The sequence below is a fragment of the Bdellovibrionales bacterium genome (genome assembly GCA_016716765.1).
Taxonomy (GTDB): Bacteria; Bdellovibrionota; Bdellovibrionia; order Bdellovibrionales; family UBA1609; genus JADJVA01.
This window is the reverse complement of sequence record JADJVA010000001.1, coordinates 43,366-58,481: the sequence shown is the minus strand read 5'-3', so window position 1 is coordinate 58,481 and position 15,116 is coordinate 43,366. Positions and strand designations below refer to the sequence as shown.

At 45.7% G+C, this 15,116-nt stretch carries 14 protein-coding genes; 9 read left to right on the top strand and 5 right to left on the bottom strand.

Going from position 1 to position 15,116, the window contains the following annotated elements:
* Window positions 1-147 precede the first annotated feature (147 nt).
* From IPL83_00295 to pyk, 5 genes are all read left to right on the top strand, one after another.
* Window positions 148-636, top strand: a complete 489-nt coding sequence (locus tag IPL83_00295; GenBank protein ID MBK9037602.1) for a hypothetical protein — start codon at window positions 148-150, stop codon at window positions 634-636.
* Window positions 633-833, top strand: a complete 201-nt coding sequence (locus tag IPL83_00290) for a hypothetical protein (protein ID MBK9037601.1) — start codon at window positions 633-635, stop codon at window positions 831-833. The genes IPL83_00295 and IPL83_00290 overlap by 4 nt, the downstream gene beginning before the upstream one ends.
* Before the next feature lie 53 nt (window positions 834-886).
* Entirely contained in the window at window positions 887-1,663 is a 777-nt protein-coding gene (locus tag IPL83_00285; GenBank protein ID MBK9037600.1) for a hypothetical protein, read from the top strand.
* 253 nt (window positions 1,664-1,916) lie between these two features.
* Window positions 1,917-3,461, top strand: a complete 1,545-nt coding sequence (locus IPL83_00280; GenBank protein ID MBK9037599.1) for a hypothetical protein — start codon at window positions 1,917-1,919, stop codon at window positions 3,459-3,461.
* A gap of 90 nt (window positions 3,462-3,551) precedes the next feature.
* A complete protein-coding gene (gene pyk, locus IPL83_00275; protein ID MBK9037598.1) occupies window positions 3,552-5,030 on the top strand; it encodes a pyruvate kinase in 1,479 nt (492 codons plus the stop codon).
* Window positions 5,031-5,052: 22 nt separating this feature from the next.
* Here the strand turns inward: pyk and IPL83_00270 are convergent, their stop codons facing one another.
* Window positions 5,053-6,039, bottom strand: coding sequence for a cyclic nucleotide-binding domain-containing protein (locus IPL83_00270; protein MBK9037597.1), 987 nt, complete (start codon window positions 6,037-6,039; stop codon window positions 5,053-5,055).
* 250 nt (window positions 6,040-6,289) lie between these two features.
* On the opposite strand from IPL83_00270, the gene IPL83_00265 reads away from it, so the two are divergent.
* Window positions 6,290-7,507 carry a hypothetical protein gene (locus tag IPL83_00265; GenBank protein ID MBK9037596.1) on the top strand — a complete coding sequence of 406 codons (1,218 nt, stop codon included), beginning with the start codon at window positions 6,290-6,292 and terminating at the stop codon, window positions 7,505-7,507.
* Between the two features lie 297 nt (window positions 7,508-7,804).
* On the top strand, window positions 7,805-8,419 hold the full coding sequence (locus IPL83_00260; protein MBK9037595.1) for a hypothetical protein: 615 nt from the start codon (window positions 7,805-7,807) through the stop codon (window positions 8,417-8,419).
* A gap of 151 nt (window positions 8,420-8,570) precedes the next feature.
* Here IPL83_00260 and IPL83_00255 read toward each other — a convergent pair whose 3' ends face one another.
* On the bottom strand, window positions 8,571-9,719 hold the full coding sequence (locus tag IPL83_00255) for a hypothetical protein (protein MBK9037594.1): 1,149 nt from the start codon (window positions 9,717-9,719) through the stop codon (window positions 8,571-8,573).
* Window positions 9,720-9,982: 263 nt separating this feature from the next.
* Between IPL83_00255 and IPL83_00250 the strand changes: the two genes are divergently transcribed.
* Window positions 9,983-11,245, top strand: coding sequence for a dicarboxylate/amino acid:cation symporter (locus tag IPL83_00250; GenBank protein MBK9037593.1), 1,263 nt, complete (start codon window positions 9,983-9,985; stop codon window positions 11,243-11,245).
* Window positions 11,246-11,254: 9 nt separating this feature from the next.
* Here IPL83_00250 and IPL83_00245 read toward each other — a convergent pair whose 3' ends face one another.
* The 3 genes from IPL83_00245 to IPL83_00235 are packed head-to-tail and all read right to left on the bottom strand — an operon-like array spanning window position 11,255 to window position 13,816.
* Window positions 11,255-11,911 (bottom strand): CoA transferase subunit B, encoded by a 657-nt coding sequence (locus IPL83_00245; GenBank protein ID MBK9037592.1) that lies wholly within the window; start codon window positions 11,909-11,911, stop codon window positions 11,255-11,257.
* Between the two features lie 28 nt (window positions 11,912-11,939).
* A complete protein-coding gene (locus IPL83_00240) occupies window positions 11,940-12,641 on the bottom strand; it encodes a CoA transferase subunit A (protein ID MBK9037591.1) in 702 nt (233 codons plus the stop codon).
* Entirely contained in the window at window positions 12,638-13,816 is a 1,179-nt protein-coding gene (locus tag IPL83_00235) for a thiolase family protein (GenBank protein ID MBK9037590.1), read from the bottom strand. The genes IPL83_00240 and IPL83_00235 overlap by 4 nt, the downstream gene beginning before the upstream one ends.
* Before the next feature lie 198 nt (window positions 13,817-14,014).
* Between IPL83_00235 and IPL83_00230 the strand changes: the two genes are divergently transcribed.
* A complete protein-coding gene (locus tag IPL83_00230) occupies window positions 14,015-15,076 on the top strand; it encodes a DUF4097 family beta strand repeat protein (GenBank protein ID MBK9037589.1) in 1,062 nt (353 codons plus the stop codon).
* The last annotated feature ends 40 nt before the right edge of the window (window positions 15,077-15,116 follow it).

Sequence of the window (15,116 nt, the reverse complement as noted above, 5' to 3'; positions counted from 1 at the left end):
AGTGAGGCTCTCGCTGTTTTCACTTTATACAAGCTCGGTGCTCTCGAGATTTTCAGTTTTAGATTGAGACGGTCGGACGGATGGCTTTGAAGGTTCATTCATGAAAAATTGTCATAATTGTCGGATAGTTGTCCGATAAGCAGGTTGATGGGTAACCAGCCATTCCTCATATATATCTCTCTCTTATTTTCTGCGTTGGTATGGGCCTACGGGGCCTTTCGCCATCACTTTAATGACGCTGACCTCTTCCAGGAAAAAATCCATATTTTGCGTGAAGCTGTCGAAAGAGAACGCCTCCGCACTCGGGTGGCACAGGAGGATATGGCGGTCTTTCGCCAACAAGTCGCATCTGTTATCCCAGAGTTTCTGAAAAAAGAAGGAAAGGGAGAGAAGGGATACCCTTTGCGTCAATTGGCCTCAGTAACCGCTGGGAAAAAAGGCGATGGGATCACAGAGCATGTTTCGGCGGTTCTGTTTGAAAGAGCAAAAAGCAAGTTTCGAGAGGGAGAGTTCGAAAAGGCGAATGAGCTTTTTCTTAAAATAATTCATGAATTTTCGTATTCAGTGCATATTGCAGAAGCTTTTTTCTTCTTGCCGAGGGACAGTTTCAGATCGGAGTTTTGGAGGAGTGCGTGAAGACGGCAGAGAGAATGGTGGATCTCTTTCCAGGAAATGAATTAACGGGATTTGCTTTGCTTCGAATGGGAAAGATTTTTGAAATTCAACATCGTCCAGAAGAAGCCCTTGAAATTTATAAAACAGTTTTACGAAGTTTCCCTCAACCCGAGGTCGCAGCTCAAGCGGCTCGTTCTCTTCGCTCTGTGGATCTATGAAGAAAATTATTTTGACCCTTATCTTTATTTTCTCTTTTTTTGTTGAGATCCGCATGAAAGCTTCCAGCAAAACCATTGATTCAAAGGGAAAAGATGTGCATTTCGTCGGACGGGACAACGAGGCTCGCCACTATCAAATTGAAAAAGGACCCGTAACAGAACCCTTCGATTGCGTACAAAAGAAGGAATATCCCTGTGCCATCAAAACGGATTCCGAAAGGGCCTGGGCATGGAAATGGGAGGATGGTCGTGTTGAATTCTCCAAGAGCACAATGGCCATTCTGGAATCTCCAGGAGAAGTGAGGTTGCTTGAAGGCAGTCTCATTATGTATTCTGAGAGTGGATCTGCTTGGTTGAGAACCGTATTTGGCGACCTCGCCTTGAGCGAAGGAGTGGTGATGGTTCGTAGAGTTCAAAGCAATGGTGAATTCGAAGTGAATGCTTTGATCGGAGAAGTTTTGATTTATCCACGTGGTGCAAAAGAGGCTCTTTCTCTTCCACAAGGATATCGCAACTGGTTAGGGGAGGCACAAAGTGTCGGTTCGTCGGCGTCTGAAATCCCTCAGACTGTAAACAAGAAAGCCGTTTTGGAAATGTGGCCTCTCGTTTTTAGTGGCGAACCTTCGGAATATTTCGAAAAAGTTCGGGAATTTCACTCTGCTTGGATGGAGGCGGTCAAAAGCATCGGGCCATTTCATCAGGCTTTGGTCGAGCGCCGCCTGGCTTTTGTTGAAGAGGAGCGTCGTTTGGCAGCGGTCAAAAGGGCTCAAGCCGAAAAAGAGAAGCGAATGCTTCGAGAGTTGTTTCGTCGCAAAAACTTTCTCGACTAAAGATTTAAGACCAAGGCTTGGAATCGAAAATCTGCAAGTGGTTTTTTCAAATAAATCGAATAATTGGGATAAAATTATGGGGACAGCGGGCAGACGCCGAATTTCATTTGGCACTGTCGGGAGGAGAATGCATGTCATCAGTCAGTGGGGCAGGTGGGGGCAATCGCCAGGACGATACGGTTCGACGAAATCGTGAGGACCACGCAGAGCGAGAGAGTCAAATAATCAAAAGCACAATAAAGAAATTCGTCGTTTGAATGAATCCCATCAAGCGGAGATGGATCGGCTCCAAGAAACCTATGGAAAGCAAATTCAAGATGTAAAAGACATGTCTCGTCAATCCATTTCGGTACGAGAAATGCGTCATCAGAAGGAGGCTGAGGATCTACGCGATCTTTATCGCAAACAAACGCAGGCTCAGACCCAAACAGCAAATGAGAAGTATCAAGCCCTGAAGGAATCTGTCGCGCGGGATCAGGCTAACCTGAAGTCAACAGGAGCGGATCAAACAAGTGCCTTGAACGATCACTACCGTACTGTTGTGTTGTCAAAAGACCAGCAACACGAAAAGGAACTAGAGAATATGCGTGAGGCCCAGCAAAGCGCGATTCAGAATAATCGTGAGAAACTACTTGCTCGGCAAAGGACTGAATTAGATGCCATTGAAGAGTCTCGCCGAAAAGAAATTCTCGAGCTACAAAAGAGTCTCAATGCTCTTCAGACGACGTCGGCCACACGGTTGAAGTCCCAAGAAGTTCAGCATATTCAGGACAAACAGAGAATGTCTGACAACCTCATAGATACTGTCCGTCGAGAGCGAGAGGGCTTTGGTGAAGCGCTCATGGCCGAAAGGGAGGGAACTCAAGAATCCCTCCGGCGTCAGACCGAGCGAATTGACAAAGTGGCTGCTAAAGAGCGCGAGGCCTTGGAAAAAACCAGAGAGAACTTACAGGCCGATGTGAGCGGTCGGGTCAATAGCCAAATTCGTCGTTTGGAGCAACAGGTGGGAGATCTCAAAGATGCGAATGTTCGCAAGGAACGTGAGGTCAAGCGACGCGCCAGTCAGGAAATTGAGAGCTTCCGATCTGCCTCTCAGGAAAATGTCGAAAGTTTTCGGAATCAAGCCAGAGACGTCGGTGAATCCTACAAAGAACAGAATGCCAAAGACATCAAGGCTGTGCGTAAAGACTTTGACGACCAACTGATTGCTTCTCAAAGGTTTTATCGAGGGGAGATGGCGTCCAACAATGCAAAAACCAAGGGTTCTTATGATCAGCTCAAAACTGACTTTGATGCTCGTCAAAAGCAAACAAAAGAGCAGGCGGATCTCAGGGTCGAGAAAGTGAGAGAAGATGCCAATTTGGTTTTGGAAAGAATGAATGATTTTTACAAAAGCAAAATTCAGGATCAGAAAATAAATCTAGATGAAGAGAAAGCTGAGGTTCGGGAAAAATTTGAGGGGGATAAGAGAGAATCCATCGAACGACTTCGAGCACAGGTGAGAGAAGCGGAAATTCGCCACGATCGGAAGATCAATGAAGTCGTGGCGCAGTACGAAAAGCGCTTGGCTGGACTCAGCGACAAGAGAGTGATTGAGCGCGAAGGAACGGAAGTTATTCAAAAGCGGCAATTAGGGGACGTGAAGCGCATTCATGAAAGTCAGTTGGCCACTCAGAAAATCCAATATGAAGAGAAACTGGCTGAGCTAAATGACAAGCATCAGAGGGAGATGCAAACTCTCCACCAAAGGTACAGTGATCAAATTGATCGAATGTCAGTCGTGGTCAAGAAAACATAGAACTTGCACTGAGAACATAGACAGTTCGATACTATCCAGGTATAGAATTTGTAGTCCCATTATTATCTTTACTGAGAGTTTGGTGATTCTATGTTGGCAGATCGTCGCGTCAAAATTGTAGCTACTGTTGGCCCATCTATATGTCAAAAAGAGAATCTCAAGGCGGCCATTGAAGCTGGCGTGAATGTGATTCGTCTTAATTTTTCACATGGTACCCATGAAGAACACTTAGAAGTTATTCGTTTGGTCAGGGAAATTTCTCGCGGGCTGGTTGCGCCGGTTGCGATATTACAAGATTTGCAGGGTCCGAAAATTCGAGTCGGAAAATTCAAGAATGGCTCCATCGAACTTAAGAAAAATGAAATTGTCATTATTGATCCTGATTTAGAGATTGGAGAACAGGGATTGCTACCTACGGACTTTTCGGAATTACCAGATGTTGTGGAGCCAGGAACAAAAATCCTTCTGGATGATGGATTGTTGGAATTGTCAGTCACAAGAAAAATCGATCGAAAAGTGGAAGCGAAAGTTATATATGGTGGCATCCTGAAAAATCGCAAAGGCATGAATCTTCCCGGAGCAAATCTTCCCGTCGAATGTCTGACAGAAAAGGATCTGGAGGATTTGGAATTTGGATTATCTCAAAAAGTTGATTATGTGGCGCTCAGCTTTGTTCGAAAAGGGAATGATCTTCGCAAATTGCGAGAATTGGTTGAGTCCCGTCAGCCTGGAACAAGAATTATCGCGAAGGTCGAGATGCTTGAAGCTCTAGATAATTTGGATGAGATCGTGGCACTCAGTGACGGAGTGATGGTCGCACGAGGTGATTTGGCTGTTGAAGTAGGGCAAAGCCAGCTGCCTGGTGTGCAGAAGAAATTGATCCACATGTGCAATCTCGCCGGAAAACCAGTGATTACTGCCACTCAGATGCTGGATAGTATGGTCGAAAATCCAAGGCCCACTCGGGCTGAAATTACGGACATAGCCAATGCGGTGCTCGATGGCTCTGATGCCCTTATGCTGTCTGCAGAGACAGCCAGCGGTAAGCATCCGATCAAGTGCATCCAAACGATGCATGAGATTTCGACTGAGGTTGAAAAAACGGGTGACTATTTTTACAACATTTCTTTAGAGGACGAATTTACAGATGTGGCCCAGGCTATCGCGGCGAGCGCCTGTCTGACGGCTCAGAAACTCAATGCTTCGGCTATTGTTTGTTTGACGACTTCCGGGAAGACGGCCTCTATGATTTCCAAGTTTCGCCCAAAAGCTCGTGTGATAGCAGTGACTCACATTTTGGAAACCCTCAATAGGCTGGAGCTTGTCTGGGGCGTGCAAACGCTGATCATTCGCCCTTACAAATCGACAGACGAGGCCATGTCGCAAATCGAGGATTTACTGATCAAATATGGTTTGGTTAAGCACGGGGATAAAGTTGTGTTGACCCTTGGCGTTCCAGTTCTGCTGAGAGCCCGAACCAATTCCCTGAGGGTGTTTGCAATTGGACAAGAGGGTGAGTTGATTGGAGATCCTTCCTTGCTTCCATTGAGATTTCGGCGCACAACTTAGTTCATAATATGTCATGACGTACTTAATGACTGGGAACCTTTTTGAGAGTAAAAATAATTTCCCAGTAGGGTAGGATCGTCTGAATTTCAGATAAAACAAATTTCATCGTGAGTTTCCCGCCATCTGCACTTTGTTTTTCTTGAGTCAGGCCCTTTTCTGCAAGCGAATCAGCATCATTAGTTTGAAAAAGATAGTTAAGATCTTTCATGCTGTTATTTTGTATTTCTGTTAGGGACACAGTGACTTCCCCTTTTTCGTTGGGCTTTTCCTTTTGTCCATAAAATCGTAGAGCTCTCAGCGCGGGAAGCTCCTTCTCTGTGATCGTGACTCGTTTGGACTCTTCTGTAAAAAGGTATTTATTGTACCAATCGACAAAACCCGTCAACTTCGCATGGTCCAAGATGGTGAGTCTTTGCTTTCCTTCACCCAAGTCCTCAACCTTCATGATTCCCAGACCCTGCAATGTCTGCATCATCTTTTGCATTTTATGAGTTGGCTGCTGAAATATTTGAATTGTGTAATTGCGCAAAGTACCTGATGGGATCGTTAATCCTTCTGGAACTTTTTCTCCACATTTGAAGCCCACCAGGCTAATGATTGCACAGAGTCTTGAAATGGAATGATCATCAAACATTTCTGTGTTTTGGGAGTTAGAGGATTCAAGGTTCTTAATGCGTTGATTGGCATTTCTGAGGTTTGAATTGACCGTCTTAACCATGGCTTTGAGCCACTCAGGAAAAGTCTTAAACTGTGCATATAAGGCTGTAAATGGCAGAATGATCACGTCTGAATCCTGCAAGGCGACGGCGGAAGCCGATCTTGGCTTGCTGTCAAAGAAAGCCATTTCGCCTAGCATCTCTCCGGCCGTCAACTCGGCCAACACGATATCATTATTTCCCTTAGCTTTTTTGACAGCAATGCGTCCTGATTTAATGACGTACAAGGCGTCAGATGGATCGCCTTCCCGAAAGAGAGTTTCGCCTTTTCCAAACTTTCTAATGCCCGACAACTGAATTCTTTCCCATCAATAAAAGCCTATTCTGAGTCTCACCAGCCTTGCTCTCTATCGGCATTTATTGGACTTTGAAAAAGCCAATCAGCAGGGCGAAGGTCCTGTTTACGAGGTAAAAAATATCCCTGCACCCAGCTCATTTCTATTATCGATGTTACATAATATTTATGAGTCATTTTTCTTTAAAAAAGACCATCACATTCCGACATGAAAATGCAAAGAAAAAAATAGAAAGGATTACAGCAAAATGAATCCCAAAGTGTGCAAAATTAATATTCATTTTATGATTATGATGTCGTCTTCAATTCACATCTTAATCAGCCTTGCGGTGTTAGCTATAGCTTTGATCTCGATGAACGGCGGCAGAGCGCTGGCCGAAAAAGCGGAGAGCACTTCAAAGCTTTCGGATTATTTGATGTCTGCCAGTGGATTTAACCAAATGAGTTTAGAGGACCAGGTTAGATATTCCGTGTTTGTGGCTCAATTTGGATATAGTTTAGAAACCATTCAAGGTGCCCCTCAGGACCAGCTTGTGAAAGCTCCGAGCCAGACAAAACGGGAGTCTGCGTATTACCGTTCAGAAGGCTCACAGAGCGAGAGATGGTGGTTCGCTCTTTTATTTGGTGAATCTGTTTTTGGAAGTGAACCTGTCAGCTCAAGAGAGTCTGCCTGCCAGGCTGATTCAAATACGATCGGAAGTCCCTGTTTGATAGGGGGACATATTTCTACTTTTTATGAAGAGACAAAAAATGGAATGAAGAGCCAAAAATGTCGAGTGCCGGTCGAAGGCACTCAGTGTGGAGAGAGGCAATTCAGTTGCAGTAGTTTTGGTTTGTCAGATCTTTTTCAGGTTGTCGATAAATACAACAAGGGAAACAAGTCAAAGTCGATTTGTGTTCCTGCCGAGCCTTCCAACCAGCTGACCGCTCGTTGTGGGCAAGCATTTACGGCTTGGAGAAAGAATCAATTTAAAAAACTCTCTACGGCAGACTACCGAGTTGAATCTTCAACCGGATTGATAACTGTAAGTCAAAAGGCCGACTTCCATGAAAACTATTCCAGGCTTTTGGCTCATTTTGAGAAGACTGTTTATTGCGCCCAAGACAAGGTTGAGAGGTGTCAGGCTTTGAATAAGATACGACGAGGAACTTTTGGAAATGGGGTGCAGTGGGAATATGATGCAAAGACCAATACATCAACAGCCACTATTCCAGGGGCAAAAGGCTACGCCTCCTTTAGTGGAAGACCAAAAGGAGGGGCATTTACTGGTGAGCTGGTTGATCCAGATTTCCAGCGATCTGAGTGTGCCAATGTTCTCGCGGCGGCAGTGGATATCAATAATTCCTGGGAGGCAGTGCCATCGTCCATAAAATTATGGGCAAAACAGTTCAGGCAAAATTCCGAGAAAGCATATCCTGTGAAGGATGGAGTTCCCTCTCAGCGGGGCGCTAGGGGCTCAATTTAGTATAAACTGGCCAACTTGATTGTTGTTCCAAAATCCAAGGATGCCTGGCTGAACTAAATATCAGGAAATAATGACTACCTGTTGCAAAAAATGAATATCAAACGGGCGACGGCGTGGGCCTGAAAGGAATTGCCTGGGCTCTTTAAACAAGAGACTTTTTACTCGCTCTTTTACTATCCAGATAAATCGATTTTGCTGGCACTGTAATTGAAACAACTAAATTTTATGTCGATACACGAGCCTCAGATTCGATATATCGCATTTAAGCGCTTATTATTAAGCGTCTGGATACAAATTTTGTTAATTTGCACGCTTACGGCGCATGCGGAAGCGGCGGTAGTGAATCCGGCGCCGGTCGAACAGCTGGGGCTTCAATACTGGAGGGATAAGTTCAATGAAAAGCTCGATTATCGCACGCCGGATTGGGTGACGGCTGTCTACATTCTGCTTTTTGAAAGTGAAGTCACGCGCACCTCGCGAGCGCCAACCACAATTTCAATTCCGATTCAGAATCTCGTTCCTTTTCATCCTATCAATCGTGTAACTTCGATTGCTAAGGCTGAACGCCGTGAAAAAGTTTTGCGCGAGCATAAAAATGAACTTTTATCTGCGGGGATTGTTTCAAAAAAATGGCATACCGAGTTTTTGCCTTCGCAACAGCCAATTAAGGTCATTCAAAAAAGTTCCGGTCAGTATTTGGTGATCGACGGAAATGGCCGCTTGGAAGCTTTAACCCGAGTCTTCGGCGCGGAGAGCCAATTGCTTGTCGATGTCGAATTTTATAATACGACTTCTCCTGAGGCGTTGATTCTTGCCGATATAATTTACGACCGTCGCTACAACCGCCAAGAACGTTTTGCCGGCGAATCCTTAGCGGGTTTATGTCGATATCTGTTGCTGAAGAAAATGTAAAATGGTGGTACGAAAGTCGTCTTTTTTCGTGGAGTTGCGCGAGTGCCTTATTTCACGGTCCCACTTTTTTAAAAGGTCATAAGCTGCAGCACCTCCAGTTTGAAAAGCAATCTTTTTAAGTTTACCATTATGTCACGGATATCCCGAAGCTCTAGCGCAGCAGAGCTCTACAGCTACGACCTAGTCTGGCTGCGACCAGTTCATACTTGAGTGATATAAAAACACGAAGATTTCGGAGCCACAGATGGTCTGGTGGGCCACCCGCATAGGCGCCTCCAGGATCCAGATAGCCACGAATTCTAAGCAATGAATCAAAGGCCACCTGACGAAGTTCAGGTGGGTAATTTTTCTTGTCTATTGCGATTTTTCTTAGAAAGTCTTTAGTGTCCTGTGTAGGAAATGGGATTTTGGCAATGCCCTTTATCGTCCTTTTCTGAAGCCATAGCTCATCCTGAGAATGACTCAGTTCAAAGAAGTAATTTTTTAGCAGTTGAACTGTTTCAGCGATCTCCTTGATCGGGGGCGCGCTCTCTTTTATCTTTTTATTATCTTGGGCTAGATCCCAAGCAGCATTTGCCGCCACATCCAGGGCCGTCGATTGGATTTCACCTGGAAATTCCTTGGATAAGTATGTTTTGGCCAACAGATGTTTGTATTCATAATCAAAAATTTTTGATCTACTCAGGCCGATCAAATATGATTTTAGAAAAAGATGGGAACTGAGCAAAATCCTTTTGCTCAGAGGCTGATCCAGTGTCTCACTGATTTCAGCAGGAGTTGACCTTTCGATTGCATTCTCCAAAATCAATGAGAAATAACTGTTGATCCAACTTAAATAGACCTGTTTGCGATCTATCATCGATTTCTGCATTAAGTCTACAATTGGAATCGCCAATTTCATGATTTCATTGAGTGGATAAGAAAGTCCTCTAGTTCCGATAATAGCCGCAAACATCCTCTTGAAAAGGAAATCATTTTTTTCAAAAGAAATTTCCCAAGTGTCGATGTTGTCTACAAAAATTCTAAAAAACCCAGCGGAGCCTTCGGAAGTCTCAGAATTGGGATGAGCTACTAGTTTCTTCAAGGCAATCTTCCATTTTGCCTCAATCCTTGAGTAATCTGATTCTGAAATCCACGGTTTGTTTTCTTGGATAACGGCCAGAATTTTTCCGCCCAATTCAATATCAGGCCCAGACTGCGCTAAGGCAGGTTTTAACGCAAACAGCATCGAGCTCATCAAAAACATGGAAATTTTAAAAAGAGGGCTGGTAGTGGCACCATAAACTCTTCGCTTGATCAATTGAGCTCCTTTTATGAGTGATCTTCAGGGTGTGGCAACGGAGTATCAGATGCAAGACCAGGCGACAAGTGCCTGTTTACACTGAAAAAGGAAGACTGAGCAGTTTGGTCTCCCGTTGACATCCAAAAGTACTAGGCAACTCTTTTCATCTGTTCAATCCAATGCTTGGTTGACCCTGATCAAAGGGAAATGATAGTTCTGCCTTGAAAATCGCGAGTTCGTCCATCTTGAATGTAACATGACGTAATAAGGAGCACCTGACGATGAAGAGTTATCATTGGATGTTTTTGTCTCTCGTTGTTGGGGGGCTTGCCGGCTGGGGCGCAAATCTTTTGAGTGTGGATACTCAATCGGCAGAGACTCTTAATTTTGTTGTCACTCAATTTTTAACTCCGATAGGCCAGTTGTTTTTGCGTTTGATGTTTATGGTCGTTGTGCCGATGGTTCTCTCTGCCCTCATCTTGGGTGTCTATGAATTGAGTGCGACAGAGGGAGTGAAAAAAATTCTAGGACGGACGGTGGGATGGACGATTGTGCTGAGCTCAATCAGTGTTCTCATCGGAATAGGATTGATCAATTGGATCGAACCAGGCAAGGGCTTCGATTTTTCGGCCGCTCTGTCTGGCTCCGATTTTTCCAAAATCAAAGAGATTCATTCTAATGCCAGTCAGGCGAAGCCCATCGCCCAAGTCGTTGTCGAGCTGATTCCAAAAAATCCGTTGGAGGCTGCTGTTCGCGCAATGGAAGGTGAAATGCTTTCTCTTATGATATTCAGTGTAATTTTTGGCCTGGCTCTGGGCGCAGTTACCAAAACGAGGGGGAATTTGGAGCCGGTGATGGTTCCATTTTTGAGAGATATGTTCGACGTATCGATACGAATTGTACAAAGCGTGATGAAAATGGCGCCACTCGCAGTATTTGTGCTTGTTTTTTCCTCAGCGGCAAAGATGGGGCCTGATATTTTTAAGGCCCTCTTCTCCTACGTAGCTGTCGTGCTACTTGGCTTGCTGTTTCACATGGTGGTTGTTTATGGTCTTGCCCTCAAGCTTTTTGCAGGTCGCTCTCCAACGAAATTTTTCCGCAATATTAGCGAAGTCTTACTCACATCATTTTCGACGGCCTCCAGCAATGCCACTCTTCCCTATTCTCTCGATACGGCCGAATTTAAGTTAGGCCTTCCTCCCAGGATTTCGCGTTTTGTGCTGACTGTCGGTGCCACTGCAAATCAAAATGGCACGGCCCTATTTGAAGGCGTCACGGTGCTTTTTTTGGCTCAGGTCTACGGGGTCGACCTGACAGGATTGCAACAACTTCAGGTTGTATTGATGTCAATTCTTGCCGGAATAGGCACTGCTGGTGTGCCAGGTGGCAGTTTGCCTTTGATTGTCATTCTCCTGCAAACTGTTGGCATACCCGCAGAGGGCATTGGCATTATCTTAGGGATAGATCGAGTGCTCGACATGTGTCGGACGGCAGTGAATGTCTCTGGCGACCTCGTTATAGCAACTTTGGTCTCTAAAGAGTAGCGAAGGTTCTCAAACAAAAGTCATGATTTTTAGGTCTGAAGCGATTTGAATTGGGGCCTCAGTGGCTTTGATGATGTCCTCGACTTCAAAGCCGGGAGCGATCTCGCGCAAGAGAAAGCCGGTCGGGGTGACATCCACGACGGCCATATCGGTTACGATTCGATGGATGCAATGAATGCCTGTCAGAGGAAGCGTGCACTCTTTAAGCAGTTTGGACTCTCCCGATTTGTCGACATGTTGCATGGCTACAATGACTCGCTTGGCACTGGCAACAAGATCCATGGCCCCACCCATGCCCTTCACCATTTTTCCTGGAACCATCCAGTTGGCGATATTTCCATTTTGATCAACTTGCATAGCGCCCAAAACAGTCAAATCGATATGGCCCCCGCGAATCATGGCGAAGCTGTCTGCAGAGGAAAAAAAACTGGCTCCAGGTACCGTCGTGATCGTTTGCTTGCCGGCATTGATAAGATCTGGGTCCACTTCATCGTTAAGAGGAAAAGGTCCAATGCCGAGCAAGCCATTTTCACTCTGCAACATAATGTTTTTTGATTGAGAAATAAAATTGGCAACGAGAGTGGGGATCCCAATACCAAGGTTAACAGTAAAGCCTTCTTCGACCTCTTGAGCAATTCTTTGAGCAATTTGATTACGATCTAATATCTTTGCCACCGATTTTTCTCCTTAGGACCTAGTTGCGTACCGTGAGATTTTCGATACGTTTCTGATAATTGGTACCTTGAAAGATTCGTTGAACATAAACTCCAGGAGTATGGATGTTATCGGGATTTAGACTTCCAGTTTCTACCAGTTCCTCGACCTCGGCAATGGTGATCTTTCCAGCTGTTGCAACCATGGGATTGAAATTGCGGGCCGTTTTTCGAAAAATAAGATTGCCAAACTTGTCGCCTTTCCAGGCCTTCACAAAGGCAAAATCACCTCGGATCCATTTCTCTAGAATGTAACGTCGACCTTCAAACTCTCTCTCCTCTTTTCCAGCTGCAACAAGGGTTCCAACTCCTGCCGGAGTGTAAAAAGCGGGGATGCCGGCTCCTCCCGAACGCAGGCGTTCGGCCAAAGTGCCCTGAGGAATCAGTTCTACCTCCAATTCCTGACTGAGGAACTGACGTTCAAACATCTCATTTTCACCGACATAGCTGGAAATCATTTTCTTAATTTGCCTGGTTTTGAGAAGAAGACCCAAACCAAAATCATCAACTCCTGCGTTGTTCGATACGCAGGTCAGATTCTTTACTCCTGAATCTCTGAGAGCAAGGATGCAATTTTCGGGAATTCCGCAAAGACCGAATCCTCCAAAAAGGAATAACATACCGTCCTTCACCCCGTGGATGGCTTCCGCAGCACTGGCATAAACCTTATCGGTTCTTCTCATACTCTTTCCACCAATACAGAAACGGCCTCACCTCCACCAATGCAGAGACTGGCAATTCCAAAACTTTGATTCTGTTTTTTTAGAGCGTGCACCAGAGTCGTGAAAATCCTTGCTCCACTGGCTCCTATCGGGTGGCCCAGCGCGACCGCTCCGCCGTTGACATTGACTTGTTGGCGATTCAACCCCAGCTCTTTCATCGCTACTAAGGTGACAACGCTGAAGGCCTCGTTTATTTCCCAAAGGCCGATATCCTGGGCTTTCAATCCGGCCAATAGGAGAGATTTTTTCATTGCTCCGACTGGAGCTGTCGTAAACCATTTGGGCTCTTGAGCAAAACTTGCATGATTGACGATTTTTGCTATTGGCTTGAGCTGATATTTTTTAACAGCTTTTTCGGAAGCCAAGACAACGGCTGCTCCGCCATCATTGATTTTACTCGCATTGGCCGCCGTGATAGTTCCATCTTTTTCAAAGGCGGGGCGCAATCCCGGCATTTTATCAAATCTTGCGTTGGCGGGCTCCTCATCTTTATCGACAGTCACAGTTTCCTTTTTTTCTGAAATCTTCACGGGAACAATTTCATCATCAAAAGTTCCAGACTTTTGGGCTCGTTGTGCCCATTCATAGGACTCAATTGCAAACTTATCTTGCTCCTCTCGAGAGATTTTATGTTCGCTCGCGCACAATTCCGCTGCCTGTCCCATATGCCAATGATGGTAAGGATCCCAAAGGCCATCTTGAAGAAGCGAATCTAATGTTTGAACGTGGCCCAGCCGGTATCCGCTGCGCGAATTCATTAACAGGTGGGGAGCTAAACTCATGTTTTCCTGTCCGCCGGCGACGACGATTTCGCTCTGTCCAAGACGAATGGAGTCCATTCCCAGCATGATGGCTTTGAGACCTGATCCGCACACTTTATTTATCGTTAAGCAAGGTGTGGACGGGGAGAGCCCTGCAGCGAGCGCGGCCTGTCGTGCAGGAGCTTGGCCTGTTCCTGCGGTGAGAACATGGCCCATGATGCACTCATCGATAAATTCTGATTTTAGATCGGCTTTTTCTAAAGCTGATTTGATGGCCGCGGCTCCAAGTTGTGGTGCAGGAAGGGAGCTGAGAGCGCCTTGGAAGGCACCAATTGGAGTTCTCTGAGCGCTGACGACATAAACTGCTTGAGACACGGGGACCTCCAGTTTGTAAAAGAAAATCAAACGATTTCGGTCGGATTCGGATCGATCTGATTGTGGGAAATCACAAGATATCTTGTCAATCGTATGAGTCCGCGCTTCAACTTAAAACTCACTGTGTCATCAAAGGGAACAGGTGCTAATTGGTGAGTCCTTGGCTATCATCACGGGCAAGTGAAAAGGAGCAACTTTGTGAAGTGGACACGCGGGTCGCTGAACTTATCTATGGGGATTCTCCTGGTAGTGGTGGTTGGTGGAGTGACAGCTCCACAGGCTCACTCGGCCGTTATCGATTACAAACCATTGGTCATTGAGGTGAAACCAAACGATAGATTGGTGGTGCAGGGATTTGAAGGGACCATCAAGGTCGAAGGAAAACCTTCCGGTTCTCGGGAGTTGAGTATACGCGTAAAACAAGAAAATCCAGCAAAGATGAGTGCAGAGGCGAAGTCTGTTTTGGACGAATGGAATTTCAGTTTGCAACGCAAGGGGGATATCATCGAGGCGGCCATTCACTCACCCCAAAGCAAGTCGAGCTGGGCAAAACTGCTGATGGGTGGGGTTCCTCAGTTTTATCTTGAGATCACGGCTCCTTCGGTTCCGCTCGAAATCTCGTGGCGGAAGGGCCAGGTCGCCATAGAAAACTGGAGCGCTCCCGTATCAGCCCACCTCTTGAAAGGTAGTTTGCGACTGCATGGAGGAAAGGGAGAGGCGACCCTGAGAAATAGCAGTGGGGAGCTTTCGGTTGTCGGAAGAGAGGGGAATGTCGTTGTTGATTGCTTCAATTCAAAAGTTCAACTTGCTAATATTAAAGGAAAAATCGATTTAGAAAATTTTACTGGCGAAACTCGTGTCGCAGATTTAGAGGGCGGGCTTCATTTGGTGACGACTGCTGGTCAGGTCAAAATAGAGGGGATCAAAGGTCGTCTTGATTTTCAAAATATTCGGGCCAATCTGATGATCGACAAGCTCAGCGGTGAGCTTCGAGGTCAAAGCGGAGGAGGGTCTGTAACAGCAAATGTTTTCGGAGATGCTGACGTGAGGATTCAGTCCAAGGAGGGCAATGTCAACCTCACTCTTCCAAATTCTGGAGCATCTGTTAATGTAGCGACTGCCGAGGGTCAATTGGTATTGCCAGCATTCTTGGCCGTCACTCGCTCACCCAACCTGAAATCTTCAAAAGGTAAACTTCGCGGGGAGGTTGCTGGCTCAGTGTATGTTCGGACCACTGAGGGCAATATTAGGATCAAGTAGAGCGAGTTCGGAGTTCAGCGACATATTCGCTCTGAGAACT